This is a genomic window from Clostridium sp. MSTE9, from assembly GCF_000277625.1.
GTDB lineage: Bacteria > Bacillota > Clostridia > Oscillospirales > Acutalibacteraceae > Faecalispora > Faecalispora jeddahensis.
In genome coordinates, this window is record NZ_AKFU01000035.1 from 216,998 (window position 1) to 243,626 (window position 26,629).

Sequence of the window (26,629 nt, forward strand, 5' to 3'; positions counted from 1 at the left end):
CTGATTAAGATCAACTTTAATCCCCATCAGTCCGCCTGCTTTTACCGGCTTCCGCCGCCACCGCCGCCGGAGAAACCACCGCCGCCAACAGAGCCTGCGGCACCGCCGGTTCCGTTTAAATTGGGGGCAGCAGCATGAGAAATATGATTTGTCATGGTCATAAAGTAAATCATGCGGTAAGAGTTGTAGCCGTACATGCCTGAAAAGGATTCATAATAAATGGGATCAAGAGCTTCCATGCTTTTCAGCACCTGCTCGCCAATATCGAATAGAGCGGCAAATACAAGATAATCGCCCCAAAGCTCTCGCGGAGCCGGGCCGTCTTTCTGATGCACTTTCATTCCAATCAGGTATTTCTGGAAGCCTATCATTCGGACCGCCTGATCGAAACCGGAGGCAGTGAATCGGACAACACCGTTTTTATCTTTAGCCGCCACACTCAGGAGAATCAATTCTTTTTCTCCTTCGCTTTCGACCTCTTTGGCCCACTCCGTGAGCTTTTCATAAAGTTTTTCCGCCCGCTTTTCTATCGCAGAGCTCCAAAGAATTCCATCCAGATCGGCGCCTGCGGTCAGAATGGCATACAGCGATTGCTCCACTGCGGCAGAGGGCATTTTCTCCGGCTGAAAGACGATGACTTCTTCCGGTTTTGATTTCTTTTTACCTTGTGGGTTTTCACGCTCTTCGATGCTGATATATCCTGCCTTTTGCCAGCGGATGAGGTAAGCGCCCATCAGCTTATCACAGGAAATTCCCTTGCGCAGCAATTTCATTGCGGCATATACGGCAGGGATACTGCCGCCAAAGGGAACCGACCACGTGGGTTCGATTTGATCTCTCGCAGCCAGCCTTACCGCCGTGCCGTCCGCAAGCTTGTAGCGTGAAAAGAAGAGGGCGAACGCCGCGGCGCCCCCGATGATTAGCACAGCAAAAATAGCGCCCAGAATATAGAGCGCGATTGGGGATTCCTCGTTTTCCGCGTTTTTCTGCAGGTCTTCAAAAGACATATCCGCTTTGGTGGCCTGCGGGAACAACTCCCTTTCAAAGCGGCACAGCAGATTCACATAATCTCCGCCGCCCAAAGACTCGGAGGAATCAGCGGTCAGAATTCCGCTGTCGGCGATCTGCACTTCACCGGGGAAGCCGTATCCCCAGATCCGGGCGTTATTTTCCGTCAGGGAAGTGTTTGCCATTCGGATTTTGACTGAGACCGATTCCGGAGCGCTGGAAAGATCCGACACAAACTGATGGTAGAATCCTGCGTAGTCACCGTAATCCTTTATCAGCCCGTCCAGAACATACTGGATGGTGTATTGATGATCGCCATATGTGCCGATTCCCCAGCAAAGCTCGTAGCCGTCGGATGTTTCCAGAATACCGCAGGTACCGGCTTTTTCTTCTCTGGAACGATCCGCATCCCAGGTGCTCAGTGTTTCGTACTGCGTGCCGGACTCGTCCTTTACAGTAAGAGAATGAACGCTCATGCCATCCATGTGATTCAGGGCCTTGTAATATTCCGTGCCGCTGTACACACCGCGAACGTTCCAGACCTCTGTGATAGCTGCGGAACCGTCGCTCCGCAAAGCGGCGTCGATACGAATCGATGGAATGGCATCTTCCGCCGCAAAAGCTGGAACTGCGCTGAAAATAAAGAGTATCGTAACAATGACGGAAAGCAGAAGTGTTTTCTTACGGTTTGATTTCATAAGCTTCTCCTGTGTTGCATTATATTTTTTATTTTTATAGAGAAACTGCCCAAGGTGCCGGCCTGCCGTGAAAATGACTACTGGGAAACAGGTATTCCATAACCTTGTTGTTTTCTTATGTTTATCGGCGCAAGTCAATCAAAATCAAAATGTTCTGCAATCTTATCATAATCCCATTGCCACTGATCCGCCGCAAATGGCTTGAGCAATGTAAACGTTTCGGAATCCAATAATTTGTTCATGCCGGGATTGGCAATCAGAATAGAAATATTGCTCAGCCAGGTTTCATCCTTTGATTCAGCAGCCAATTTTGCGGCAAGCTCCAACGGCTTTACAAGCAATTCGGAGGAAATGCGCTGAAGACGGTCCAGAATTCGTTCGGCCCCAGGCCAGTTTAAATCCTGCAGCCAGTTGAGCAAATCCGCCAGATACGGTTTGATTTCTTCATCACTCAGTATTAAAAAGAGAATCGAGGCGTTTTCCCAGCTGTCAAAATGATCGGTTGGCTGCAGTAGGTACTGATGATCCGTTTCTTGCAATGCCGCGATAAATCCGGATTTTGTTTGATCCGCTGTGCTGTTCCAGGATAAATCTTTTAATATGCCCTCTTGTTTTTGATTCATGTATCGATCTCCTGTTCGTTGCATCTATCTGAAACTGGTAAGTCTGATTTTAGAATACCATGAAGTTTGTATGTTTGTAAGCCAAAAAGCGTTACCGCTCCGTTCTTCAGCCGCGCTTCATCCGTTTTTGCTGGCGCACATCCTTGCCCAGAAACGTCAGGCGCACGTAGCTCCCGATGATCCGGGAAACAAAACGTTCGGAATAGCGCTTTTGCAGCTCGTACAAAGAAAGATTGGTGCTGATGATCGTGGGCCGCCCAGCCATCAGGCGTGTATTGACAATATTGTATATGGCAGCGTCGATGAACGAAGTGGAAAACTCGGTCCCAAGGTCATCGAGAAGCAAAAGATCGCAGCCAAGCAGCAGCGCGTTGGTATCCTCATCCTCTTCCGCGCGCCCAAAGCGTTCCCTCTCCAGACTGGTAGCCATATTCTGCGCGGAGAGATAAATCACTCCAAAGCCCTTTCCCACGGCTTCGCGCGCGATGGCCAGGGACAAATGGGTTTTACCAAGGCCGGTTCCGCCTTGCAGGATCAGGCTGGGGGATTTCAGGGAAAAGTCCCGCGCGTAGGTGCGGCAGAAATGAAAAATGTTCTCCATCTGCTTTTTGGGCGCGATTTCCCCTTCGTTCTGGGACACTTCAGGGTAATGCTCCAAAGAGAATTCCTCAAAAGAGCAAAGGGAGAGCGGAGTCATTTCATTCAGACGCTGATAGGCGGTTTTGCGCAGTAGATCGCGCAGGCAGCTGCACATTCTGCCGTCTACATACCCGGTGTCGCCGCATTTTTTGCACTGATAGTGGGGATTCAGATAATCCTGCTCCAAACCTGCCTGGCGCAGCATCTGGTTCAGCTCCTGCTGCAAAGAGAGATTTTTCTCTTTCAGGCGGGTCAGCTCCGTTACGGTATCGCTGCCGTTCAGCACAGCCTTGGCCGCGCCAATGGCCGTTGCGGCCAGCTGGCGCTCTATTTCGTGCGCACGGGGATACATGGCGTAAAAAGCCCTGCGGCGTTCGTCCGCGGATTCGTTTTCACGCATACGACGGTCATTCAGAATACCAAGAGCGACTTGGTAAATATCCTTTCCATAGGCCATCGAAGCATCATTCCTTTCCCAATAGATCAGGAACCTGAGTGCTTATGCGCTCGTATTCCTCAATATCATAAGTAGTTTGCTGCAGTTTTGACTGTTTTTGCACGGTGGTTTTTTCTTTTTGTTCCATCGCGGCCTGCTGGGGTGTTGTGATGCCCTCTCGCTGCCAGCGTTCCAGAATCTTGTTCATATAGCTCAGGCTCAGCTTTCCAATGGCGTCTACGCTGCGGTCGTAGGCCTCGCGCACCATCTGGGGTGAAAATTTCCATTCCAATAGCCAGCGGTCCGAATACCGTTCCTCCCGCGCGCTCGGGGCACGGGGAGAGAGGCGCAGAGCCTGTTCGATTTTTCTCCACGCCTTATTGATTTCATCCAGACGGCGCAGTTTTTCTTCCGCCTGCAGGTGTGTGGAGATGCCCTCTTCCGCCCAGTCGCGGGCCACCGCTTCTATGTAGCTGGTGTTGTCCTTGCCCTTACTCTTGACAAACTGCAGGAGCATCAGGGTAACGTCCACGGGCAGGCCGTAGTCATCGTGAATCGCCAGCAGAGTAGAAGAAAGCCCCGGGGAGAGGGGACGCCCTAAAAGCTGCTGGGCCTCCTGCATCAAAAAGCGGATTTCTGCCGACTGATTGATCCGTTCCGCAATAAACAGGCCGTCCGGCTTGGGGATGCGGCGCGGCGGGACAGGGGGAAGACTTTCGGCGATGGGAGCGGCAGCCAGCGGAAACTCCGGCTGCAGGGGGCGTTCCGCGGCAGCAGGCTGTACCGCCGGTTCCGGAACCTCCTCCGCTACAAGGCCGACCTGCACCCAGTACTGCATTGCGTCCTGCACGTCGGAGGCCGTGATACCCAGTGCGGCAGCGATCACCTCATGCGTAAAGGATTCTTCCGCGTGGCGAAGTGCCCACAGAAGAACCTTCAGCTGATTCGGGCTGGCCATTTTAATATGGGAATCGACTAATGTGCTGGGAACGGCAAAAACCGATTTCCATGCACCGGGATGAATAGAAAAAACCATGGTATACTCCTTTGTACGATTGATCCCACGCGGGATGGGCGGGCAAATCAGAACTGCGCAGCCCTACCGGCAGGATCAATAAAAAAAGACATGACATACTTTTCAGCTGTATCAAAAAGGAATCATGTCGGCAAAATATATTTTTGTGATATCATCAATCAAAAGCCGGTCTGCAAAGAACGCCATAAGATCGGAATTGTCAGGCTAGTGATTCCATGTTCTCTCAGGCATCGAAAGCTTTGCCTTCGTTTATGTCGTGAGGATATTATATCATAAATAAACGGACTTACGAAAATTCGATCGAAATTTTCGTAAGCACGAAATGAATGCCTAAATATTCTCCTGGCAGCCCAAAGCTTTGCTTGGCGGTTTAGCGTTAAATTATTATACCACATTTCGGCAAGGGAAGGAATAGAAAGGCCAAATGGAAGGGCCAGAAAATAAAAATAAAAAATTTGGAAAAAGGTATTGACTTAAGGCGAATTCTGTCATATAATAACTCTCGCAGTTTGTTTGCGGATGTAGCTCATCTGGTAGAGCGCCACCTTGCCAAGGTGGAGGTAGCGAGTTCGAGCCTCGTCATCCGCTCCAAAACAACCACGAAGCAGGATTGCTTCGTGGTTGTTTCATTTTCTGCAAATTTTATCAAACTACCCATAAGAATCGTCTTTACTGTATGACTGGAACATGGTATTCTTCTCTTATCTATTTAGAATCCATTTAGTAGGGCGGAGGGTGATTGTATGCAGGGCTATTTTATCATTTTTGCATTGATCGCACTGATCTTTTGCGTTTTGTTTCGCTCCCGGCAATTGAAAAAGTTAGGAATCAAGGCAGTGCATTTCGGTAAAATCGATCGAAAAGATTTCTTCATTCCTCCCTTTGTTCTTCTGTATTTTTATCTCATTGCTGCAAACAGTTTTGATTTGCCCCGAATGGGTGCTGTGTTGGATCACAATGAGATTGCCGCATGGCTTGGCGCAGTGCTTTGTGTTTTGGCGCCGGTCCTGTTTCTTTGGGGAGTGATTTCGTTCGGGAAAAGTTTCCGTGTTGGTATCGATCTCGATAAACCCGGCGCGCTTGTTTCCAATGGAGCCTTTTCTATCAGCCGAAATCCACTTTATGTTGCTTTTATGATGATTTTGATCGGAGTGTTTTTGATTTTCCCTACGTGGATATTTTTCGCATATCTGGTCGCAGGCGTATGGCTGATCGATCGTCAGGTTTGCCGGGAAGAAAACTCACTCAGGGAGATTTATGGCAAGGAATACGATGCGTATTGTAATAAGGTAAGGCGTTATATCTGACGGTCTGATGCAAAGCAAAATTAAGATGAGACGCATCCTTTTGAATTTGCCGTTGTTCTTCATCTGAATCATAATTGCTGATGATTTCGCATTCCTTATAGCAGAGAACGCCAATCGATGCGATTGGCCTTCTCTGCTGTTGCTCTATTCGATTCCCGAACGTTTTTCGTCATTCGGATTTTACGCTTTGCGTAGCCGGTGTTTGTAATTGCTTGCCGGGTGTGGAAGAAGATTCAGAAGCTGCCGGAGCAGCTTCCGGAAGAAGCTTTTGGGGAACGGGCAGCTTGATCTGAGTCAGCATCAGCGCGCTGAACATCAGAACACAGCCGCAGATTTCCCGCAGGCTCATGACCTCCTGGAACATCAAAGCGCCGGAAATGACGCCGAAAAGGGATTCCGTGCTGAGAATCAGCCCGGCGATCGCCGGAGACACAGTTTTTTGGCCAAGGGCCTGAAAAGTGTATGCAACGCCGACAACCATGATCCCCGTGTACAAAATCGGGCCGATGCTTGCTGTTAGCGACTGAAGATTCGGTGACTCCATCTGGAATGCGCAGAAGAGGGATAAAAGGCCCGCAACCACAAATTCTACCAGCACCAGCTCCAGACTGTCTGTTTTCTTGGAATAGGTATCTACCAGGGTGATCTGTATGGCCCAGAAAAGAGAGCCGATGAAAACATAAAAATCACCTTTGGATATGCTGAAATTTTCAGAGATGCACAAAAAGTATAACCCCACCGCAGCCAACGCGATGCTCACCCAGGTCATCATTTCGGTTTTGCGGTGGAAGAACAGGCCGATCAGAGGAATGATAACAATGTACATCGCGGTGATAAACCCGGTTTTACCCACAGTCGTATCAGCAAGCCCCAGCTGCTGAAAATAGGCGCCCGAAAACATGGCAATACCGCAAAGCCCTCCGCCGATCACGAGGTCTTTTTGCAAAAATGGTTTTCGCTCTTCCTTGCTGATGCGCTTCAGAATCAGACTCAGCGGGAAAAAGATGATGGCTCCCGTTAAAAACCGGGCTGCTCCAAAGGAAAAGGGCCCAAGGTACAGCGTGCCCAGCTTTTGCGGCACAAGGGAGGTTCCCCAGATCACGGCGCAAAGGGTCAGCATCAGCTCCCCCTTGTATTGCTTCAGGCGATGCATTGGTATTCAGTCCTTTATGATGAAAATTCAAATTCATTGTATCATTATTCATTGGGGAAAACAAGCGGATTTCTTGTGTTTCGTCGAAAAAACGTCTGAATCGTCGGACTTTTCCGCGGGATAAAAAGTACTGAAAAGAATAGAAATTGTGCGGTATTTCCAGTTTTAATTCATCCGATTTTAAAAAAAGCAGCACAATGATCACCTTCGTGTTTAAAAATTCATTTTTAAAGAGATAAATATGAATTTTGGTAAATATTTTGATATTTTATACAAGGATGAGATTCGTGTTAATCGATTCATAGAAGAAAAGAGGGGATCCATTCAGCGAAATCTTTAGCGTGTTTGAAATTTTAGCCGGTATTTTTCTCTTTGGTAACCATTGGGCTGATTTCGGGAATACACTATACAAAGCGTCAGGGTTGCAGGGGGATTTTTTACTCAAATTTTGTAGGATTTGCATGCGGCAGTTTCTATGAAAAAGAGAGAAAGTATGCTATACTATTAAATGTTTGTGAATTTTTCAAAAGAGGTAATTGGATGGACATTAGAAATGATTTAAGAAACATCGCGATCATCGCGCACGTTGACCACGGCAAGACAACCCTGGTCGATCAGCTTCTGCGTCAAAGTGGCATTTTCCGTGTCAATGAGGCCGTCGCCGAGCGAGTGATGGACTCGAACGACCTGGAGCGTGAACGCGGCATCACGATTCTTTCTAAGAATACTGCGGTCATGTATGACGGAACAAAGATCAATATTGTAGACACCCCCGGCCATGCCGATTTCGGCGGCGAGGTAGAGCGCATCCTGATGATGGTGGACGGCGTTCTGCTTTTGGTGGATGCGTTTGAGGGCTGCATGCCCCAAACCCGTTTTGTTCTGAAAAAGGCGCTCGGCCTTGGCAAAAAGCCGGTGGTCGTCGTCAACAAAATCGACCGCCCCGGCGCGCGTCCGCTGGAGGTTGTGGACGAGGTGCTAGATCTGTTTATCGAGCTCGGCGCGGACGAAAGCCAGCTGGAATTCCCGGTGGTGTACGCTTCCGGCCGTGACGGCTACGCGACTTTGGACCCGGACAAGCCGGGGGAGAACATGGTACCCTTGTTCGAATCCATTTTAAAGTTTGTACCGGCCCCGCAGGGAGATCTGGAAGGCCCGGCGCAGGTGCTGTTTTCGAACATCGACTACGATGATTATCTCGGGCGCATCGGTATCGGCCGTGTGGAACGCGGCAGAATTCGCGACGGCCAGAGTGTGGTGCTGTGCGGCCATGAGGATGGCAACCGCAACGCCCGCATCGTAAAGCTCTATCAGTTTGAGGGTCTTAAGAGAGTTGAGGTAACCGAAGCGGCGCTGGGCGATATCGTGGCCGTTTCCGGCATTACCGACCTGAATATCGGCGAAACGGCCTGTGCGCCGGATTGTGTGGAGCCGCTGCCGTTCGTCAAGATCGACGAGCCGACGGTTTCAATGATGTTCATGGTCAATAACAGCCCGTTCGCGGGCAAGGAGGGCAAATTTGTTACCTCCCGCAACCTGCGTGACCGCCTCTTTAAAGAGGTGGAAACGAATGTGGCGCTGCGCGTGGAAGAAACCGATTCCGCGGATACGTTCAAAGTATCTGGGCGCGGCGAACTGCATTTGTCTATTCTGATCGAGACCATGCGCCGCCAGAATTACGAGTTTCAGGTTTCCCGCCCGAGCGTGATTTACAAGACGATCGGCGGCAAGCGCTGCGAACCCATCGAGCTTTTGATGATCGAGGTGCCGGATCAGTACGTGGGCGCCGTCATGGAAAAGCTCGGCTCCCGCAAGGCGGAGATCGTCAACATGGGCACCCGTGAGAGCGGCGTGACTCATATGGAATTTAAAATTCCTGCCCGCGGCCTGATGGGCTATCGTTCGGAATTTTTGACGGATACGAACGGCAACGGTATCATGAATCATGTGTTTGATTCCTACGAGCCGTACCGCGGCGATATCGTACAGCGCGCCCAGGGCTCGCTGGTTGCGCACGAAACCGGCCCCTCCACCGCCTACGGATTGTTTTACGCGCAGGATCGCGGCAAGCTGTTCATCGGCGCCGGCGTGGAGGTTTACGAGGGCATGATCGTCGGTGCCAGCCCCAAGCAGGAGGATATCACGGTCAACATCTGCAAGAAAAAGCACGCGACCAATACCCGTGCCTCCGGTTCGGACGACGCGCTCAAGCTGACGCCCCACACGGTGCTTAGTCTGGAGCAGTCTTTGGAATTTATTGCGGAAGACGAGCTGGTGGAGGTTACGCCGAAATCGATCCGTATGCGCAAGATGATTCTGAACAAAGAGCAGCGCATGAAGCAGTCCAACAGAAAAAAATAAAGAAAGCGCCAGGGAACTGATGGATACATCCGCCCGCAGAGAAGCAATGAAGCTGATTATACTGGATTTGGAATGGAACGGTACTTATAGCCGCCGGCTGAAGGGCTATATCAACGAAATCATCGAATTTGGAGCCGTCAAGGTGGATGAGACCCTGACGGTTGTGGATACCTTTCATGCATTTGTCCGCCCTCAGGTGGGCAAGAAAATCAGTGGGAAGATCCGCACCCTGACCCGCCTGAGCAATGAAGATCTGGTGGACGGCATGCTGTTTATGCAGGCGGTCAGCCGGTTCAAAAAATGGGCGGGCGACGCGCTGCTGATGACGTGGGGAACCTCCGATCTATTGGCTTTGATTGAGAACTGCCGTTATTTCTGCGGTGACGGTCACATTCCTTTTTTAACAAAATATGTGGATCTGCAGCGCTACTGTGAATCCCGGCTGCCGGGCATCGGCACGATGCAGATGGGCCTTTCCACCTGCGCGCAGCTGCTGGGAATCCATGAGGAAGAGTCGGAGCATCACCGCGCCCTGAACGACAGTATCCTTTCGCTCGAGTGCTTTCGGGTACTGTACCAAAAGGATGCGTTCGAGTCGATGATCCAGGATGCGGATGATCCGGATTTTTACCCTCGGCTCACCTTCAAAACAGTCATCCTCTCCGATTGGGAGCACCCTATGGTACGCGGGGCCGATATGACCATTCTCTGCGACCGCTGCGGCCTTGAGGCAGAGCAGCTGAGCGATTGGATCGTCCGCAACAAGAGCTTCCGCGCGGATTTTTACTGCCCGCACTGTGATTACCGATTTACCGGCCGCATACAGTTTAAGCTGAAGTACGACGGCCTGATCGTCAAGAAAAAGAATCTTCCGTTTCAGGAGGAGTCGCAGGAAGAAACTGCGGAAGGCGGAGAGGACATGGCGGATTTGGCGCTGGATTTGCAGGACATACAGGAGGAATCCTGAAGAGTATAGTCAATTCATTGGAAAACGCCATATGCAATGATTTCCCCCGCCGCAGGCGGGGGGAAATCAGCCACTTTTACGGTGGCGGTGCTATACAACAGGAGGAGCACGGCATGCTGAATCAAATGGAACTGCACGAAACAGACGGAGTGAAATACCTGACCTTTCCGGCGCTGGAGCAATACCCGCAGCTGCTGCATTCCTTCTCCACTCGCATCGGCGGAGTCAGTGAGGGAGAGTTTGAGAGCCTGAATTTCCGCAGAGGGGATTCGCGGGAAAACATTCTCGAGAACTACCGGCGCATCTGTCGCGCGGTGGGGTATGACTTTGATGGTCTGGTTGCTTCCGCGCAGGATCATCATACCGTTCTGCGCTATGTGACGGAGCAGGAGAGGGGCATCGGCATTACAAAGCCACGCGACATGGAAAGTGTAGACGGCCTGTACACCGATGTTCCCGGCATCACGCTCGTCACAAGCTATGCCGACTGCGTGCCGCTGTATTTTTTCGATCCCACGAAAAATGTGGTCGCTCTGGCCCATGCCGGCTGGCGCGGTACCGTACAGCGCATCGGTGAAAAAATGACCGAAACCCTGTGCCGGCAGTTCGGCTGCAGCACGCAGGATATTCTGGCGGCGGTCGGGCCGTCCATCGGCCCTTGCTGCTATGAGGTGGATGAAACGGTACGGGAGCAGGTGATGCAGCACACAGACCTGCTGCCGGAAGAACTGTTTGCCGAGCAGGGGAATGGGAAATATCTGCTGGATTTGTGGGAGTGCAACCGGCGGATTCTGGTGCTGGCCGGTATTCCGGACGAAAATATCTCAGTGGGCGAGGTCTGCACGAAATGCCACCCGGAGCTGTTTTTCTCTCATCGTCTGATGGGCGACAGGCGCGGCGGTATGGTGGCGATGATGTGCCTGAAGGAGGCGCAGTCCTTTGACTCTTGAGCATTGTATGCTGTGTCCCCGCGGCTGCGGAGTTCACAGGGAGCCGTCAAAGGGCAGCGGCTTTTGTCATATGGGGAGCCATCCCGTGGTGGCGCGCGCGGCGCTTCACTTTTGGGAAGAACCCTGCATCAGCGGAACGCGCGGCTCAGGTACGGTGTTTTTTACCGGCTGTACCTTGGGCTGTGTTTTTTGCCAGAACTACGACATCAGCACCCGGCGACAGGTGGGAAAAGAACTGACCGTCGCCCAGCTTGCCGAGGTGTTCCAAAGTCTGGTAGAGCAAGGGGCGCACAATATCAACCTGGTCAGCCCCACGCAGTTTGCCCTGCCGATTGCCGAGGCTTTAAGGCTGAAAAAGCTTCCGGTGCCGGTGGTATACAACAGCAGCGGCTATGAAACCGTTGAAACGCTCAAGCTGCTCGAGGGCCTGGTAGATGTGTATCTGCCCGATCTGAAATATGTAAGCTCTGAACCGGCTGCCCGATATTCCGGCGCGGCGGATTACCCCGAATACGCCAAGCAGGCGATTCTGGAAATGGTGCGTCAGACCGGCGCGGCCCAGTTCGACGAACAGGGAATGCTTGTCCGCGGCACTGTGGTGCGCCATTTAATTCTGCCGGGCCATACGCGCGAATCCATCGCCGCGCTCGACTGGCTGAGGGAGCATTTGCCCGAGGGGGTGCCGGTTAGCCTGATGGCGCAGTACATCCCCTGCGGAAAGGCGGAGCAGTATCCCGAAATCAACCGCCCCATCACCGCGCGGGAATTCCATAAGGTAGAGGAATATCTGATGGAATCCGGGCTGGACGGTTTTGTGCAGGAGCGCTCCTCAGCGAAAAAAACGTATATCCCTTCCTTTGATCTGGAAGGGCTGGAGTTCCTTTCCGATTCAAAGCAATAAAATCCCTGTGCCCGATCAGTTGGGCACAGGGATTTTTTTAGCTGTTATGGATGGGTTATCAGCTGCCTTGAAATATTATCTCATTTTCTCCGCCGAAAGAGGGGGAGAAGGCTGAAATGAGAATCACAGCCGCAATCGCACCTTGTCGGTATCGTGCTTGAACATATACACGCTCTGCACCAGACCGAAGCCAAGGTAAAAGCACGCTGTAGAAGAGCCGCCCGCGCTGAAGAACGGAAGCGTAACGCCCATAACCGGCAGCAGGCTCAGGCACATGCCTACATTGAAAATCGCCTGTGACGCGATCATGCCGAAAAAGCCGAAGCACATATAGGTCCCCATCGGATCGCTGGCCTTTCTGGCGCAGTACAGCACGGTAATCAGCAGCGCAAGAATCAGAATCAGCACAAGCGAGGTGCCGATGAATCCAAGCTCTTCGCCCGCGACGGAGAAAATAAAGTCGCTCTGCTGAATCGGGACGCTGTTGCGCGCCACGCGCGGGCCCTCAAACAGCCCACGCCCAAACATCTGGCCAGAGCCGATGGAGATTCTGCCCTGAATCTGCTGCAGGCCCGCACCCAGCGGGTCGGCCTCGGGGTTCATCATATTAATCAGACGGGTTTTCTGGTAATCCGCCAGAACGTATTTCCACGCAAGGGGAGCGCCGATCAGCATGGCGCCGAACACCAGCGCAAAGTAGCGCAGCTGTACGCCTGCCGCAAAAGACATGGCAAGGAACATGCAGAAAAAGATCACCGCCGCTCCGTCGTCGCCCTGCATATGGGTCAGCAGCATGGGGATCAGGGCATGTACACCAAGAGTGATCACATACAAAGGATTCCTCAGCAATCCGCGTTCCTCCAAAACGGAAAGATGCTTCGGAAAGGTGATCATAAAGCCGATCTTCGCCAGTTCAGACGGCTGAAAGGTCGTGCCGCCCGGCAGCTTGATCCACGCCTTGGCGTCAACGCCGGAGGAGCCCGAGGCAGATTGTCCGAACAGCAGCGTGTAGATAATCAGAAAAATACAAAAGCCCGCCACAAGGTACCAGTAATTCGTAATTTCCCGGTAGTTCAGACGGGTCAGGACAATGGCGGCAATATACCCCAGTATCACGGCGATCAGCTGCGTTTTAAAGTAGTTGACGCTGAACGCGCGGGTCACGCTGGCCACCAGAAGAAGTCCGTAAACGGAAATCGCTATCATAAACAGCCACAGGGGCTTGTTTGTTCGTCGAAAATATAATTTGAACGAGTCAAGAGCTCTGGACATAATTTCACCTCGAGTCCTATTATAGGCGGAACCGGGCGAAAGTTCAAGCAAATACTTTTATCCGGCCCCTGAATGTGGTATAATTTCTTCGATTGTTCTTTGCAAAGAGCGCCGGAATCGAATCAGCGGTTTACTATTGTTCATTCGTTTTCAAGAAGGCATAATATAAAAGTTGCCTTTTGTCCCTCGCTGCAGGTGGGGGAAGAAAAGAATGGCTCGTTCTCAATCGAAATGATTGTAATGAGGACATGCTATTTTGGGAGCCGGCCCTTTGGAATCGTTAAGGAGGATTCTATTTTGCAGATTGTCACAGACTCACCCGCGCAGACGGAAGAGCTGGGCCGCCGCATCGCTCAGCAGCTCAGGGGCGGGGAGGTACTGGCGCTGTTTGGCGGTATGGGAATGGGAAAAACAGCGTTTACGCGGGGCCTTGCGGCTGGCCTGGGAATTTCTTCCGGAATCAGCAGCCCCACCTTTTCTATTGTAAATGAATATCATGGCCGTCTGACAGTCTACCACTTTGATATGTTTCGGGTAGAAAGCTGGGAGGATCTGGAATCCACGGGTTTTTTCGATTATCTGGATACGGATGCGGTTCTGGTCATTGAGTGGAGTGAAAATATTATCGGCGCTCTCCCGCCCGACGCAATCATCATCGAGCTGTCCGCCGGGAAAACGGAGCAGGAGCGCATTTTCCGAATCGAGGGATTAGAGCTATGAAAATACTTGCCATAGATTCCACCGCCGTTGCGGCTTCCGCCGCGGTGCTGGAGGATGACCGACTGCTGGGGGAATTTTTTATTCACACCAGCCTTACCCACAGCCAGACGCTGATGCCGATGGTGCAGCAGGTGCTGGAGTGCGTGGGCATTTCTGTCGAAGAGATTGATTTATTCGCGGCTGCCGCCGGGCCCGGTTCGTTCACCGGTGTGCGCATCGGCGTGGCCAGCATTAAGGGAATGGCGATGGCTGGGGGAAAGCCGTGCGTCGGCGTTTCCACTCTGGAGGCGATGGCCTATAATCTTGCCTTGCCGGGGGCCACGGTCTGCGCGGTGATGGATGCACGGCGCGGGCAGGTTTACAACGCCGTGTTCCGTTTGGGGCAAGGTGGTTTCGAGCGCCTGACGCCGGACCGCGCGATTTCGGTGGAAGCGCTCAGCGAAGAATGTAAAAATTATAGCCCGCCTTTATTTCTTGTTGGAGATGGGGCAAAACTGTGCTATAATACGAACGGGTTTCAGGAGCTTTCTGCTGTTCTGCCGCCGGAGCCGTCGCTGTATCAGCGGGCATTCGGAGTGGGCAAAGCAGCCTTTGGCGCCTGGCAGCGAGGCGAAGCAGTACCTGCTTCTGAGCTGCTGCCCGTATACCTGCGCCTGCCTCAGGCAGAGCGGGAACTCAAAAAACGGCAGGAAAATCAAAAGGAGGGCTAAGCATGGTAGTACTGGGAGCGGATCACGGCGGATTTTGTCTGAAAGAAGCGGTAATAGCCTATTTGGAGAAAAACTCCATTCCGTATCACGATTATGGCTGCTACAGTGAAGAATCGGTGGATTATGCGCTGTTTGCTTCTAAGGTGGCTTACGATGTGGCCGAAGGAAGAGCAGAGAAGGGAATTCTGTGCTGCGGCACGGGAATTGGAATTTCGATCGCAGCCAATAAGGTAAAGGGAATCCGTGCGGCGGTATGCACAAACGAGTTCTGTGCAGAGGCCACCCGCCGGCATAACGACGCCAACATTCTGTGCATGGGCGGCCGCGTGATCGATGAGGAAATGGCGGTTAAGCTGACCAAGATTTTTCTCGAAACCCCATTTGATGGCGGACGGCATGCAAGAAGAATTGCGCAGATCAAAGAAATTGAAGACGGAGAAAAGCTGTAAAGGAGTAAACGGATGGAACATCAGGTTTTTGAAATGACACACCCCCTCATTCAGCACAAGCTGACTTTTTTGAGGGATAAGAACACAGGCTCTAAGGAGTTCCGCAGCTTGGTAGGCGAAATTGCCATGCTGATGTGCTACGAGGCCACACGAGACCTTCCTCTGGAAGAAACACAGGTGGAAACGCCGGTCGCAATGGCTACCACAAAGGTGCTGTCCGGCCGCAAGCTGGCATTCGTGCCGATTCTGCGCGCGGGCCTTGGCATGGTGGACGCCGTGCTTGAGCTGGTACCCGCCGCGAAGGTAGGCCATATCGGTCTGTATCGCGACCACGAGACCCTGCAGCCGGTGGAATATTACAGCAAGCTTCCGCAGGATACCAATGAGCGCGACGTGATTGTGCTCGACCCGATGCTGGCTACCGGCGGTTCCGCTGTGGATGCGATCAATATCATCAAGCGCAGCCATCCGAAGAGCATTAAATTCATGTGCGTCATCGCAGCGCCCGAGGGCGTTGAGGCTCTGAGCAAGGCTCACCCTGATGTGCCGATTTACTGTGCGCATATTGACGATCATCTGAATGAATCCGGCTATATCGTTCCCGGCCTTGGCGACGCGGGCGATCGGATTTTCGGCACCCTGTAACACAAAGCGCCGGGCTGCCGTGCCCGGCCCCCCGTTCGGGCCGGTGCTCCGCGGCAGATTGTGCGTAAAAGACAAAAAGAGATTCTCCCTAAGGAGCGGTGATTTCCACCGGCTTTAGGAAGAATCTCTTTTTTATGTGGCCGGTTTTTTCCCGTTCCGGCTTTTGTACTCCTGATACAGAATATCCTTCAGAATCAGGAATGTGTCCATTTCGCTCAGGCCGAACTGCTCTTGGCAGCGGCCGCACAGAGCCGCAATCTGTTCCCGGTAAGCCCGATCCCATTGAGTCCCTGATAGGAGGCCAAAATGGGGTATTTCTGGCTCCAGGCCGCGGTCCAGTCGATTTCGTCCGCCGCGCTGTCCATGCTGGTCAAATCCCCGCCCACTGTGTTTCCGCTGATCAGCTGATCATAGCTGACATGGTACATTTCACAGAGGAGCTTTGCCTTGGTCAGATCGGGAACTGTCTGGTCGGTTTCCCATTTGCTCACGGTTTGTCTGGAAACATTCAGCTGATCTGCCGCCTCTTCCTGCGACAGACCCGCTTTTTTGCGCAATTCCAGAAGTTTTTTTCCCAAAGACATTCTTTTACCGCCCCCTTTGGTTTATTAAGTAGTCTTGTACTTACTTATGATAAGGGATGCGGGAAAGGCTTTCTACCAACAAAAGCTGGAAATCTGTCAACCAAACGTAACATTTTCGGTTTTTTACAATCGCTTGACAAAATTGCCGCTGATATCCAACCGGTCGTTGATGATGATAAAGGCCTGGGGGTCGATATCCCGGACAATCCGCTTCATGCGGTTGATCTCAAATTTAGAAACCACCGTCATAAAGATATACGACTGCTCGTGTGTGTAAGCGCCATAGCCCTGCCAGCAGGTAACGCCGCGGTGCAGAAGCTGAACGATGGTATCGGCTACCTCGGGATGCCTCGTAAAGATCATAGCACTCGATTTTATGTTCTGATAATGGGTTCTGTCCACCACCAGAGAGGTTGCGGCAGAGAAAATAACAGAGTACACCACCACTTCCACGTCAAAACGGAAGAGGCAGTACAAAAATACAATGCTGCTGACAGAAATGCCAAGCTTGCCGACGCTCATGTCAGGGAATTTTTTGGTGCAGTACACGCCGATGATGTCAGTTCCGCCGCCGGAGCCGCCGGAGCGCAGGGTCAGACCGATGCCGGAACCCGCGATCAGTCCGCCGATGACGCAGGCTGTCAGGTAATCGTCAATGATCGGAGCACTCGGAACCGGAATGATCGTCATCGCCATCGACTGGCTTGCGACGGTCAGTACGGTTTTCAGGAAAAATGTACGGCTGATTTCACGGTAGGCGAGCAGCAGAAGGGGAATGTTCAGAACCAGCATCATCACGCCGGCCAGATTGAAGGTTTGAGGAATATTCAGGTGCAAAACATTGATTGCAAGATCGGAGAGAACCTGCGCGATGCCGATGAACCCGCCGTTGTACAGCTTGAGCGGAACAATGACGGTATTCAGGTTCGCGGCGCAGATGATCCCCCCTAAAACAGAGAAAAGGTAGCTTGGCAGCATTTGCAGGTGTTCTTTATGCAGTATGTGCGATTTTTGCATGGACGATCCCCCTGATTCTATATCTATTTTCATTATATCGAGCGGGAAAAAGAAGTCAAGCGAAGAACTGCGTAACTAAAAAATAACTTTTTATTCAAAATTTTATAAAGTAAGTTTTGGAATACGGAAAAAAATATTTTACTTTTGAAAAAAGTGTGGTATAGTGAATGACAGTGTTCCTGATTTATTGAAAAAGGAGTGGAAGTCCCGGGATGAATAGTCCGAATCATGTGCTAATCGGACTGGTTGTATATGAGTATGTAGCTGAAAAATATGGTGTTCGGCTGGACAGAGCCAGCTTCCTAAAGGGAAATACCAGCCCGGATCATTCTCTTTCTTTCCTCAGGCCGCATCGCATGCGCTATTGCAAGGATATGGTCAAGAGAAAGATCGGCCGTACCTGCCGCCTGGAATGGCAGGACGAGAATCGGCAGCTGTCCAAAAGACTGGGAGTTTTGTGCCACTACTATTCCGATTTCTTCTGCCTGGCGCACAGCTCTGAATTCAGCGGCACCCTTTCAGAGCATATTCAATACGAGCAGGATCTGTTGTTTTACATGGGCAATCATATGGAATATTTCAAAGGTCTTGATTACGTGCCTGAAATAGAGGTTCCCTTGACGGTACAGGAAATTTATAAACATATGCACGATCGCGTTCATCAAAAATACGAGCTTGGGCAGGACTTTGAAACCGAACTGTTCTTTGCGATTCGATCCTGCATTGAGCTGGTGCTGTACGTGTTTTATCATGGCCGCTGTGTGGCCGAGCCGGCGGTGCAGCGATAACGTTCTTTTCTATATTAAAAAGTGTGATTTTTAAGGGTATACGGCGCTGTCGTATACCCTTTTTCTTTTGAGAAAGATTTTCTGCTTCTGATCAGCCGTGAAGATTATTTTTAAATGGGTCTTCATTTGTTCCTGATTTTGTGGTATTTTCATAGTAATCAATTGATATGGGCATCTTATGGAAAACAGGAAAAGGGTGAAGAAAATGGATGCTTGGAAGAACAGAAGCGAAGAAGAACGTTTTGCGGCGCAGGCTTTTTACCGCCCGGCGCAGCAGGAGACGATGGAGCAGCTGTGGAACAGTCAGCCGCAGCCTTTTTACCGCAAAGACCGGAAGAGTATCACGAAGACCGGTGCATATCCGCAGGGATTTTACCGCACGGATTCGGTCAAAGATTTGCACTGATTTGGTTTGTTTTTTGCTGGACAGATGTCTTCGGATCAGCTATGATTATCCCAGAAGAAAGTGTGAACAAGGAGGGAGAACATGCTGCACGAAGAATTAAAGGAAGAAATCCTGCGCCAGCTGGCGGAGTACGGTGAGCGCGGAATCAATCTCGATCTGGCGGAGCAGATCACAAAAGCGGCCTGCGAAAAAGCAAAAGAGGTGGGGGTACCGATTTCCGCCGCCGTTGTGGATGCAGGCGGAAACCTGATTGTACACCTGCGGATGGACGGCGCGCTTTTGATCAGCGTCGACGCAGCTTTCAGCAAGGCGTATACCTCGGCTTCTCTGGAGTCTCCCACCGGGAGCCTGCATGAGCGAACTGTTCCCGAAGGGGAGCTGTACGGACTCCACACGATGTTTGGCGGCAGATACTGCGTATTCGGCGGCGGCCTGCCGTTGTTCCGGGCCGGAAGATTGGTCGGCGCAGTCGGAATCAGCGGCGGAACCGTGGAGGAAGATACCCTGATTGCCGAAGCAGCGGTGAGCGCCTGCCCGGAGTTCAGCTGGAGTAAAAAATAGAGATCAATTTTAAAAAGACGCGTTTCAGATGTCCTCACGAAATGATAATGAAATAGGTACATCCAAAACTTAAAAAACAAGGTATTGTTCCGGCTGAACAGTACCTTGTTTTTTTGCGGTATGGGTCAGACGTAATTATTCCATTCCCCGCCATGCGCTTTTGGGGATGGCAAATCAACAATGTTTTGCTGAAAAGCCTTTGGGGACAGGGGGGGATCTCAAAGCTGTAAAAAATGCTCAATGATGACAAAATACGACAATTGTGCTATACTAAAAAAGATTATAACAGCTTGAACCTACATGGATATTGATAAACAGGCCTATGAAAAACATATAATCGTTCATGAGCAAAAGTCTTATGAATGGGGAATAAAGGAGTTTTTTTATGCAGGACGAAAGAAACCAGGCGCCAAACAGTGAAACAGAACCGAAGGACCCATATAAATTTGTTTTTATTGATCCAAAGCTGATCCGCAGCGCTGCGGAAACAGTAAAACAGCAGCAGGAGGATTTGCAGGAGCTGATTGAAAGAGCGGAGGACGACGATCTGGAGGCAAAGCATCAGCTTGCACTCTGCTACTACCGTGGAACAGGCGGCGCAAAACAGGATTACGAAAAAGCCTTTTATTGGTTTCAGCAGGCGGCGGAGCAGGGTGATGTTTCTGCGCAGTACAATTTAGGCGCGTGCTATGAAAACGGGATCGGCGTGGAGCAGGATTACGAAAAGGCGGTTTCCCTGTACCGTGAAGCGGCGGATCAGGACTTTCCTTCCGCACAATGCGCTTTGGGCCTATGCTATGAAATCGGGCAGGGCGTTGAAATGGATAAAGATAAGGCGATGGAGCTGTATCTGTTGTCCGCAGAGCAGGACTACGCCCCGGCACAGTGCAATCTGGGATTTTTCTATTATCACGGGATTGCGGTGGAAGAGGACGACGCCCAGGCTGTCGCCTGGTTCACCAAGTCGGCGGAGCAGGAATATCCCCGTGCACAGTTTTTACTGGGTGAATGCTTCGAATACGGATACGGTGTGGAAAAAGACACTGACAGAGCTGTCGAGCTGTACCGCCAGTCGGCGGAGCTGGATTTTGCACCCGCACAAACACGCCTGGGCCTGATCTATCTTTACGCGCTCGGCGTAGAGCGGGATGCGGAACAGGCCATCACCTGGTTCAACAAAGCGGCGGAGCAGGAATATCCGCAGGCATGGTGCGTTTTGGGTGAGTGCTATGAAAACGGATGGGGTACGGAGCAGGATCAGGAAAAGGCCCGGGAATTGTACCTTCTTTCTGCGGAACAGGGCTATGCACCCGCGCAGTGCAATCTGGGCTACTTATACTATACCGGCACCGGAGTGAAAGAAGACAATGAAGAGGCCGCCCGCTGGTTTTCCAAGGCCGCCGAAAAAAAGCACCCCCGCGCGCAGTGCCTGCTCGGCCTGTGCTATGAAAATGGGTATGGCGTAGAAGAGGATAAGGCCAAAGCGGCAGAACTGTACCGCCTTTCAGGGGAACAGGGCTATGCGCCCGCACAGTGCAATCTGGGCTATTTCTATTATACCGGCGTCGGAGTGGAAGAAAACAACGAAGAAGCCGTAAACTGGTTTTCCAAGGCAGCCGAGCAGGGATATCCGCGTGCGCGGCATCTGCTGGGCATTTGCTATGAAAACGGTTATGGTGTAGAGCGGGATCCGGCCCGCGCGGCAGAGCTGTATCAGGCGGCGGCCGAGCAGGAGTATCCCGACGCGCGGTGCGCGCTGGGCGTGCTGTATGAATACGGGATGGGCGTGGAACAGGATAAGGAAAAAGCGGTAGAGCTGTACCGCGCATCGGCGGAACAGGGGTATGCGCCCGCGCAGTGCAATCTGGGGTATTGCTATTACAGCGCGATCGGCGTGGAAGAAGACAACGAAGAGGCTGTGCGCTGGTTTTCCAAAGCGGCGGAGCAGAATTTTCCGCGTGCACAGTGCCTGCTGGGCGAATGCTACGAAAACGGCTACGGTGTAGAAACCGATAAGGCAAAGGCGATGGAGCTGTATCGCCTGGCGGCGGAGCAGGGACACACGCCCGCGCAGTGCAATCTGGGTTTCTTCTACTATATTGGTATTGGAATAGAGGAAAACAACGAGGAAGCCGTTCGCTGGTTCACCAAAGCGGCGGATAAAAACTATCCGCGCGCGCAGAATCTGTTGGGCGAATGCTATGAAAACGGATACGGCGTAGAGCGGGACCTGACACGTGCGAGGGAGTTCTATCACAAGGCCGCGGAGCAGGGCTATGCCCCGGCACAGTGCAATCTGGGTAATTTCTATTATTATGGCGTCATGGTAGACGTTGACCATGAGGAGGCCGTTCGCTGGTTTACCAAAGCGGCAGATCAGGGGCATCCCCGCGCACAGCGGATGCTGGGCATGTGCTATGCGCAGGGCTACGGCGTAGAGGAAAATCAGGCACGTGCAGTCGAGCTTTATCGGCTTGCCGCCGCCAAAAAGGATTCCGACGCGCAGTGCGACCTGGGCCTGTGCTATGAATGCGGCGAAGGTGTGGAAGAAGACAAGGAAAAGGCAATGGAGCTGTACCGCCTTTCCGCGGAACAGGGGAATGCCCGCGCACAGTGCAATCTGGGCTTTTTCTACTACCATGGCATCGCCGTGGAAGAGGACAACGAGCAGGCCGTTTATTGGTATTCCAAAGCGGCGGAGCAGGGCTATACCCGTGCGCAGCATCTGCTGGGCGTGTGCTATGAGCACGGCTGGGGTGTGGAACGCAACCCGGAGCGGGCGGTAGAGCTTTATCAAATCGCTGTGAAAAAGAATCACCAGGTGGCGCAGTGCGATCTTGGCTGGTGCTACGAATTCGGCGTCGGCGTAGAGAAGGACGAGACGAAAGCGGTGGAGCTGTACCGTCTTTCTGCAGAACAGGGCTATCCGCGCGCACAGTCGAATCTGGGGGATTGCTATTATTTCGGCACCGGGATAGAGGAGGATAAAGACCAGGCGTTTTACTGGTTCTCCAAATCTGCCGAACAGGAGCATCCCCGCGCTCAGTTTTGGATGGGTCAGTGCTATGAACGCGGCCATGGCACGGAGAAAAACCTGGAGAAAGCGATTCATTGGTATCAGCTGGCCGCGGAGCAGGAGGATGGAATTGCCCTGAACACTCTTGGGAACCGGTATAAAGACGGCAACGGAGTAAAGCAGGATTACAAGAAAGCCTTTGAGCTGTATGAGCGGGCAGTTGCAGCGGGGAACAGCGCCGGGCTGGTGAACCTTGGCCGGGCCTATCGCTACGGCGAGGGTGTAGAAAAGGATTTGGAAAAAGCGGTTTCGCTGTTCCGGCAGGCCGTGGAAAAGGGGCGCGACGTCGCCTATGGCAATCTGGCGGACTGCTACGAAACCGGCCAGGGCGTAAAGCAGGATTTTGCCGAGGCGATGCGGCTATATCTGCTGGGCGCGGAGCACGGGGACGAAAGCGCGATGTTCAGTATCGGGAACCTGTATGAAAACGGCATGGGCGTGCCGAAGGACTTTGCGCAGGCGGCGGAATGGTATCGCAAGGCGGCGGAAGAGGGAGACGCACAATCCTGTTATCGTCTCGGAGTTTTCTATGAAAAGGGAGCCGGCGTCAAGCAGGATACCGATAAAGCGATTGAGCTGTACCGGCAGGCGGCAGAGCTTGGATATGAAAACGCCAAAACGGTCCTGAAGCGGCTGGAAAGCAAAGCAAAGCGCTGGGGCGGTTTGCTCTCGCTGTTCAAGCGCTGAGAAATAAAAAAATGAAAATGGCTGGGAAGAGGTTCTTCGGAACTCCTCCCAGCCATTTGTTTTTTTATGTTCTATACTTTCCTTGCTTCTCTTCGGCTCCAGCCGCGGCTGTTTTCCCGCACCGTCACAAAATCTTTGTAAATACCGCCGGTGCTCATCAGCCCGTCGTGCGTTCCCTCCTGGGCGATCTGCCCGTTCGCAATCACCAGTATTTTATCGGCGCCCCGGATGGTGTTCAGCCGGTGGGCGATCACCAGCAGGGTTTTTCCCTTGCACAGCTCACTGATCGCCTGCTGAATATAGCTTTCATTATCCGCGTCCACACTGGCGGTGGCTTCATCCAGAATGACGATGGGGGCGTCCTTCAAAATGCAGCGCGCAATCGAGATCCTCTGGCGCTCACCACCGGAAAGCGTTTCTCCGCCCTCGCCGACCACGGTCTGGAAACCGTCGGGCAGTGCCATGATAAAATCGTAGCACCTTGCCTTTTTCGCGGCCTCGATCACCTCGGCCTCGCTGGCGCCCGGCCGCCCCATGCTGATATTGTTGTAGATGGTATCCTGGAACAGATACACCCGCTGGAACACCATGCTGATGTGATCCATCAGGTCGCTGAGTTTTACCTCGCGTACATCTTTGCCGCGGATCAGCACCTGTCCGGATTTGACATCCCAGAAGCGGGTCAGAAGGCTCGCAATCGTGGATTTTCCGCCGCCGGACGGGCCTACCAGTGCCAGCATGCTGTTCCGTTTCAGGTCAAAGGAAACATTGTGCAGCACTTCCTTGTCCCCGTATGCAAAGCTTACATTTTTGAACTGCACTTCGGGAATATCGCCGCTTTCGGGGATGGTATCCTTCCCGTTGTCGGGCAGCTCCGATTCGGCAAATACCGTCTCAATGCGGTCCATGCAGCTGTTCATGACCGTCAGCCGCGCGCTCTGGCTGTACAGTGCCTTGAGGGGGCCGAACAGATCAAACACGAAGAGCATGATGCCCACGAGGAAGGTCACGTCCAGCAGCGCATGGGAGTTGAGGTACATAGAGATAGCGATGACCACAACTGCGCCGAAGCCGTACAGAATATTCAGCCAGCGCTGCCACGGCGAGTGGTTTTCTTCAAATTGAATGCTGACTCGGCAGCTCTCGCGGAAGTTGTCGGAAAGCTCCTTGGATTTTTCCCCCAGCAGGTTATAGGTTTTGATGATCCCGATCCCTTCGGTAAAATCGAGGACGGACTCCGTCAGGTTCTCGCTCTGCTCCTGACGGGCGGAGGAATCCTCAAGGCTTTCTTTTTTCATCCCTTTCGCCACCAGCAGCAGAAGAAGGACAACGACGATGGACGCAAGGCCCAGCCACACATTGAACAGCATCATAAATGCCAGCATGATGCCCTGCGCAAAGATATAGCTCATCATATCCGCCAGTACCGTCATGCAGTTTTCTTCGATAAATACCATGTCGGTAGACAGCACCGAGCTGATTTTGCCGATATTGCCCTCCGTAAAGTAGCCCATGGGCATTTTGCGCAGATGCGCGCCCAGCTCCATGCGCTTATCGGCAAACATCATAAATCCCGCCGCGGACTGCAGTCGGTCTGCGATATGCTGGAACAGGATCTGCAGCAGCAGGCAGGCGGCCATGGCGATTCCGATCCACAGGCACATGTCTGCGCTGGCCGTGCCGTTGTAAAACGCGGCGAGGGCAAAGAACGACAAACCGATCGGCGCCTTAGACAGCAGAGCCTTTAAAAACGAGAAGACGAAAGCCAGCTGAATTCTTCCCTTATATTTTCCGGAAACCGCAAGGATGCGTTTCATTAAAGCGATCATGCGTTATCCTCTCCTTTCGCGGTGCTGACTCTCCATTGCGCGCTGCCCTCGGCGGCCTGCCAGAGCTTCTGGTATTCGGGGCAGCTTTCGAGCAGCTGTGCGTGGGTACCGGCAGCCGCAAGATTGCCGTTATTCAGCACGCAGATCTGATCCGCATTTATAATGGAATGCAGCCGGTGTGCGATGACGATAACGGTTTTTCCGCGGATCACCTCGGCGATCGCTTCGTTCATCTTCTCCTCGTTTTCCGGGTCCATAAACGCCGTCGCTTCATCCAGAACGACGATGGGCGCGTTCTTCAAAATGGCACGTGCCAGCGAGATGCGCTGTCTTTCTCCGCCGGAAAGCTGCTTTCCGCCGTCGCCAGCCATGGTATGAATGCCCTTTTCAAGCCGGGCCAGGAATTCCCCGCACTGCGCTTTTTCCGCGGCCGCCAGCACTTCCTCGTCGGTTGCATCCAGCTTGCCCAGACGGATGTTTTCCAGCAGGCTGATGTTGAACAGGAACTGCTCCTGCGCCACATAAGAGATTTCGTTGTTCAGCGCTTCAAGGCTCATGCTTCGGATGTCCTGCCCGCCGATTTTGACGGAACCGCCGCTCACATCGTAGAAGTGGACAAGGAGCTTCGCGAGGGTCGATTTGCCGCTGCCGGATTCACCCACCAGCGCGGTCAGGCTGCCCTCGGGTACCTCAAGCGATACGCCGTGGAGCACCTCTGCGTCCTTGTAGGCGAAATGAACGCCTTCGAACCGCACCGAATGATCCTTGCCCTGAAACGGTTCCGCGGACTGCTGCAGCGGCGGAGCGCTCAGCATCTGCTCCAGAGTCTCTATCTTGTAGTTGATCTGCGGCAGGGTGGACATAAAGCTCAGCGCCCGAAGCAGCGGCGCGCCGATCCCGAGGGACATGCACAAAACCAGCGCCAGATCGGGGAGTGTCGAATACCCCTGTATGACCAGATAAGAGCCGATGGGAAGGGCAAACAGCGCCACACAGGGCAGGATGCTGCTGTAAAGCGCCATCCACGGCCAGCACGCCTTATACCAGGCCAAAGTGAAATCCCGGTAGCTTTTCACGTCGCCCTCAAACCGGTGATAAGACTCACCGTCCCGGTTGAACACCTTGACGACCTCCATGCCGTTTATGTATTCAACAATCGTATTGTTCATCTTCTGTGCAGCCGCATAATAGTTGCCCATATCCTTCATGCCGATCCGGTACATGACCGTCATGGCGATCACCCCAAGCGGCAAGGAGCACAGGGAAAGCAGCGCCAGCTTCCAGTCAACGAGCAGCATCCCGATAAATACCAGCACCGGGATGGTCAGATTGGCGATTCCCTCGGGGAGAGCGTGGGCCAAAAGCAGCTCGATCGTTTCAATGTCGTCGATAAACATCTTTTTGATCGCCCCAACGCCCTTTTCCTGAATGGCCCCCAACGGCTGTTTTTCCAGCTTCCCCTGCAGGGAAATGCGCAGATTTTTCAGCGTATTGTATGCCGAGCGGTGAGAGAGGGAAAGCCCCCACACATAGAACACGGCGTACAGCAGCGCGCAGACCGCGATGGCGGCGATGCGCCAGATCACATACTCTGCCGTCATTGGTTCGCGCATCAGCAGCGGCCTGATGATCTGATACACAAACAAAAACGGCAGTACATTCATGATGATACCGACGAGCAGAACAACAATGGCCGCATACGTTGTTTTGCGGTATTCGCCGGTATATTCCAGTACTTTCTTAAACAAATGACATCCTCCTTTATCTTTATAGTTAGTTGAAGCTAACTAGCGTGCAAAAGAATTC

General features: G+C 52.5%; 23 protein-coding genes and 1 tRNA gene. 14 read left to right on the forward strand and 10 right to left on the reverse strand.

The features are described from left to right. Window positions 1–41 precede the first annotated feature (41 nt). The 4 genes from HMPREF1141_RS09860 to HMPREF1141_RS09875 all read right to left on the reverse strand — a co-directional run bounded on the left by HMPREF1141_RS09860 (window position 42) and on the right by HMPREF1141_RS09875 (window position 4,440). Window positions 42–1,706, reverse strand: a complete 1,665-nt coding sequence (locus HMPREF1141_RS09860; RefSeq protein WP_009063427.1) for a DUF2207 domain-containing protein — start codon at window positions 1,704–1,706, stop codon at window positions 42–44. Between the two features lie 134 nt (window positions 1,707–1,840). Further along, a complete protein-coding gene (locus HMPREF1141_RS09865; RefSeq protein ID WP_009063589.1) occupies window positions 1,841–2,329 on the reverse strand; it encodes a DUF5071 domain-containing protein in 489 nt (162 codons plus the stop codon). 106 nt (window positions 2,330–2,435) lie between these two features. Further along, complete coding sequence (locus HMPREF1141_RS09870) at window positions 2,436–3,425, reverse strand: ATP-binding protein (protein WP_009064139.1); 990 nt, start codon at window positions 3,423–3,425, stop codon at window positions 2,436–2,438. A gap of 7 nt (window positions 3,426–3,432) precedes the next feature. Next, window positions 3,433–4,440: a DnaD domain protein gene (locus tag HMPREF1141_RS09875; RefSeq protein WP_009063591.1), complete on the reverse strand. Its 1,008-nt coding sequence runs from the start codon at window positions 4,438–4,440 to the stop codon at window positions 3,433–3,435. Between the two features lie 515 nt (window positions 4,441–4,955). On the opposite strand from HMPREF1141_RS09875, the gene HMPREF1141_RS09880 reads away from it, so the two are divergent. Continuing rightward, window positions 4,956–5,031: transfer RNA gene (locus tag HMPREF1141_RS09880), tRNA-Gly, on the forward strand. 152 nt (window positions 5,032–5,183) lie between these two features. After that, on the forward strand, window positions 5,184–5,747 hold the full coding sequence (locus HMPREF1141_RS09885) for an isoprenylcysteine carboxylmethyltransferase family protein (RefSeq protein WP_009063621.1): 564 nt from the start codon (window positions 5,184–5,186) through the stop codon (window positions 5,745–5,747). Between the two features lie 169 nt (window positions 5,748–5,916). Here the strand turns inward: HMPREF1141_RS09885 and HMPREF1141_RS09890 are convergent, their stop codons facing one another. Continuing rightward, window positions 5,917–6,900, reverse strand: coding sequence for a DMT family transporter (locus HMPREF1141_RS09890; protein WP_009063943.1), 984 nt, complete (start codon window positions 6,898–6,900; stop codon window positions 5,917–5,919). A 540-nt stretch (window positions 6,901–7,440) separates the two neighbouring features. Here HMPREF1141_RS09890 and typA point away from each other — a divergent pair. The 4 genes from typA to HMPREF1141_RS09910 all read left to right on the forward strand — a co-directional run bounded on the left by typA (window position 7,441) and on the right by HMPREF1141_RS09910 (window position 12,079). Beyond that, window positions 7,441–9,261: a translational GTPase TypA gene (gene typA / locus HMPREF1141_RS09895; protein WP_009064235.1), complete on the forward strand. Its 1,821-nt coding sequence runs from the start codon at window positions 7,441–7,443 to the stop codon at window positions 9,259–9,261. A gap of 46 nt (window positions 9,262–9,307) precedes the next feature. Next, window positions 9,308–10,228: a 3'-5' exonuclease gene (locus tag HMPREF1141_RS09900; RefSeq protein ID WP_242824584.1), complete on the forward strand. Its 921-nt coding sequence runs from the start codon at window positions 9,308–9,310 to the stop codon at window positions 10,226–10,228. 113 nt (window positions 10,229–10,341) lie between these two features. Beyond that, the gene (pgeF, locus tag HMPREF1141_RS09905) at window positions 10,342–11,178 is read left to right on the forward strand and encodes a peptidoglycan editing factor PgeF (RefSeq protein ID WP_009064057.1); all 837 of its coding nucleotides are present in this window, start codon (window positions 10,342–10,344) and stop codon (window positions 11,176–11,178) included. After that, on the forward strand, window positions 11,168–12,079 hold the full coding sequence (locus tag HMPREF1141_RS09910) for a radical SAM protein (RefSeq protein WP_009063681.1): 912 nt from the start codon (window positions 11,168–11,170) through the stop codon (window positions 12,077–12,079). Before pgeF ends, HMPREF1141_RS09910 begins: the two co-directional genes overlap by 11 nt. 123 nt (window positions 12,080–12,202) lie before the next feature. Here the strand turns inward: HMPREF1141_RS09910 and HMPREF1141_RS09915 are convergent, their stop codons facing one another. Then, a complete protein-coding gene (locus HMPREF1141_RS09915) occupies window positions 12,203–13,285 on the reverse strand; it encodes an FtsW/RodA/SpoVE family cell cycle protein (protein ID WP_242824585.1) in 1,083 nt (360 codons plus the stop codon). Between the two features lie 363 nt (window positions 13,286–13,648). Between HMPREF1141_RS09915 and tsaE the strand changes: the two genes are divergently transcribed. The 4 genes from tsaE to upp are packed head-to-tail and all read left to right on the forward strand — an operon-like array spanning window position 13,649 to window position 15,875. Next, the gene (gene tsaE, locus HMPREF1141_RS09920) at window positions 13,649–14,071 is read left to right on the forward strand and encodes a tRNA (adenosine(37)-N6)-threonylcarbamoyltransferase complex ATPase subunit type 1 TsaE (RefSeq protein WP_009064041.1); all 423 of its coding nucleotides are present in this window, start codon (window positions 13,649–13,651) and stop codon (window positions 14,069–14,071) included. Beyond that, window positions 14,068–14,781: a tRNA (adenosine(37)-N6)-threonylcarbamoyltransferase complex dimerization subunit type 1 TsaB gene (gene tsaB / locus HMPREF1141_RS09925; protein WP_009064094.1), complete on the forward strand. Its 714-nt coding sequence runs from the start codon at window positions 14,068–14,070 to the stop codon at window positions 14,779–14,781. The genes tsaE and tsaB overlap by 4 nt, the downstream gene beginning before the upstream one ends. A gap of 2 nt (window positions 14,782–14,783) precedes the next feature. Further along, the gene (rpiB, locus tag HMPREF1141_RS09930; protein ID WP_009063850.1) at window positions 14,784–15,230 is read left to right on the forward strand and encodes a ribose 5-phosphate isomerase B; all 447 of its coding nucleotides are present in this window, start codon (window positions 14,784–14,786) and stop codon (window positions 15,228–15,230) included. 12 nt (window positions 15,231–15,242) lie between these two features. Next, entirely contained in the window at window positions 15,243–15,875 is a 633-nt protein-coding gene (gene upp / locus HMPREF1141_RS09935; RefSeq protein ID WP_009063446.1) for a uracil phosphoribosyltransferase, read from the forward strand. 215 nt (window positions 15,876–16,090) lie between these two features. Here upp and HMPREF1141_RS09940 read toward each other — a convergent pair whose 3' ends face one another. Both HMPREF1141_RS09940 and HMPREF1141_RS09945 read right to left on the reverse strand, forming a co-directional pair. Continuing rightward, a complete protein-coding gene (locus tag HMPREF1141_RS09940; RefSeq protein WP_009064147.1) occupies window positions 16,091–16,459 on the reverse strand; it encodes a helix-turn-helix transcriptional regulator in 369 nt (122 codons plus the stop codon). Between the two features lie 123 nt (window positions 16,460–16,582). Further along, a complete protein-coding gene (locus HMPREF1141_RS09945; protein WP_009063870.1) occupies window positions 16,583–17,476 on the reverse strand; it encodes a YitT family protein in 894 nt (297 codons plus the stop codon). Window positions 17,477–17,688: 212 nt separating this feature from the next. On the opposite strand from HMPREF1141_RS09945, the gene HMPREF1141_RS09950 reads away from it, so the two are divergent. The 4 genes from HMPREF1141_RS09950 (at window position 17,689) to HMPREF1141_RS09965 (ending at window position 22,994) form a co-directional block, all read left to right on the forward strand. Beyond that, a complete protein-coding gene (locus HMPREF1141_RS09950; protein ID WP_009063721.1) occupies window positions 17,689–18,264 on the forward strand; it encodes a zinc dependent phospholipase C family protein in 576 nt (191 codons plus the stop codon). A gap of 205 nt (window positions 18,265–18,469) precedes the next feature. Beyond that, a complete protein-coding gene (locus HMPREF1141_RS09955; protein ID WP_242824586.1) occupies window positions 18,470–18,670 on the forward strand; it encodes a hypothetical protein in 201 nt (66 codons plus the stop codon). 81 nt (window positions 18,671–18,751) lie between these two features. Further along, complete coding sequence (locus tag HMPREF1141_RS09960; RefSeq protein WP_009063508.1) at window positions 18,752–19,231, forward strand: heme-binding protein; 480 nt, start codon at window positions 18,752–18,754, stop codon at window positions 19,229–19,231. Between the two features lie 385 nt (window positions 19,232–19,616). After that, entirely contained in the window at window positions 19,617–22,994 is a 3,378-nt protein-coding gene (locus HMPREF1141_RS09965) for a tetratricopeptide repeat protein (RefSeq protein WP_009064293.1), read from the forward strand. A gap of 71 nt (window positions 22,995–23,065) precedes the next feature. On the opposite strand, the gene HMPREF1141_RS09970 is transcribed toward HMPREF1141_RS09965, so the two are convergent. Continuing rightward, window positions 23,066–24,823, reverse strand: coding sequence for an ABC transporter ATP-binding protein (locus HMPREF1141_RS09970; RefSeq protein WP_009063515.1), 1,758 nt, complete (start codon window positions 24,821–24,823; stop codon window positions 23,066–23,068). Continuing rightward, on the reverse strand, window positions 24,820–26,571 hold the full coding sequence (locus tag HMPREF1141_RS09975; RefSeq protein ID WP_009064334.1) for an ABC transporter ATP-binding protein: 1,752 nt from the start codon (window positions 26,569–26,571) through the stop codon (window positions 24,820–24,822). Before HMPREF1141_RS09975 ends, HMPREF1141_RS09970 begins: the two co-directional genes overlap by 4 nt. Window positions 26,572–26,629: the final 58 nt, after the last annotated feature.

What these genes read in the sequence shown, in the direction of transcription:
- HMPREF1141_RS09860 (WP_009063427.1), bottom strand. Translation starts at nt 1,706, where the DNA reads ATGAAATCAAACCGTAAGAAAACACTTCTGCTTTCCGTCATTGTTACG.
- HMPREF1141_RS09865 (WP_009063589.1), bottom strand. Translation starts at nt 2,329, where the DNA reads ATGAATCAAAAACAAGAGGGCATATTAAAAGATTTATCCTGGAACAGC.
- HMPREF1141_RS09870 (WP_009064139.1), bottom strand. Translation starts at nt 3,425, where the DNA reads ATGGCCTATGGAAAGGATATTTACCAAGTCGCTCTTGGTATTCTGAAT.
- HMPREF1141_RS09875 (WP_009063591.1), bottom strand. Translation starts at nt 4,440, where the DNA reads ATGGTTTTTTCTATTCATCCCGGTGCATGGAAATCGGTTTTTGCCGTT.
- HMPREF1141_RS09885 (WP_009063621.1), top strand. Translation starts at nt 5,184, where the DNA reads ATGCAGGGCTATTTTATCATTTTTGCATTGATCGCACTGATCTTTTGC.
- HMPREF1141_RS09890 (WP_009063943.1), bottom strand. Translation starts at nt 6,900, where the DNA reads ATGCATCGCCTGAAGCAATACAAGGGGGAGCTGATGCTGACCCTTTGC.
- typA (WP_009064235.1), top strand. Translation starts at nt 7,441, where the DNA reads ATGGACATTAGAAATGATTTAAGAAACATCGCGATCATCGCGCACGTT.
- HMPREF1141_RS09900 (WP_242824584.1), top strand. Translation starts at nt 9,308, where the DNA reads ATGAAGCTGATTATACTGGATTTGGAATGGAACGGTACTTATAGCCGC.
- pgeF (WP_009064057.1), top strand. Translation starts at nt 10,342, where the DNA reads ATGCTGAATCAAATGGAACTGCACGAAACAGACGGAGTGAAATACCTG.
- HMPREF1141_RS09915 (WP_242824585.1), bottom strand. Translation starts at nt 13,285, where the DNA reads ATGATAGCGATTTCCGTTTACGGACTTCTTCTGGTGGCCAGCGTGACC.
- tsaB (WP_009064094.1), top strand. Translation starts at nt 14,068, where the DNA reads ATGAAAATACTTGCCATAGATTCCACCGCCGTTGCGGCTTCCGCCGCG.
- rpiB (WP_009063850.1), top strand. Translation starts at nt 14,784, where the DNA reads ATGGTAGTACTGGGAGCGGATCACGGCGGATTTTGTCTGAAAGAAGCG.
- upp (WP_009063446.1), top strand. Translation starts at nt 15,243, where the DNA reads ATGGAACATCAGGTTTTTGAAATGACACACCCCCTCATTCAGCACAAG.
- HMPREF1141_RS09940 (WP_009064147.1), bottom strand. Translation starts at nt 16,459, where the DNA reads ATGTCTTTGGGAAAAAAACTTCTGGAATTGCGCAAAAAAGCGGGTCTG.
- HMPREF1141_RS09945 (WP_009063870.1), bottom strand. Translation starts at nt 17,476, where the DNA reads ATGCAAAAATCGCACATACTGCATAAAGAACACCTGCAAATGCTGCCA.
- HMPREF1141_RS09950 (WP_009063721.1), top strand. Translation starts at nt 17,689, where the DNA reads ATGAATAGTCCGAATCATGTGCTAATCGGACTGGTTGTATATGAGTAT.
- HMPREF1141_RS09955 (WP_242824586.1), top strand. Translation starts at nt 18,470, where the DNA reads ATGGATGCTTGGAAGAACAGAAGCGAAGAAGAACGTTTTGCGGCGCAG.
- HMPREF1141_RS09960 (WP_009063508.1), top strand. Translation starts at nt 18,752, where the DNA reads ATGCTGCACGAAGAATTAAAGGAAGAAATCCTGCGCCAGCTGGCGGAG.
- HMPREF1141_RS09965 (WP_009064293.1), top strand. Translation starts at nt 19,617, where the DNA reads ATGCAGGACGAAAGAAACCAGGCGCCAAACAGTGAAACAGAACCGAAG.
- HMPREF1141_RS09970 (WP_009063515.1), bottom strand. Translation starts at nt 24,823, where the DNA reads ATGATCGCTTTAATGAAACGCATCCTTGCGGTTTCCGGAAAATATAAG.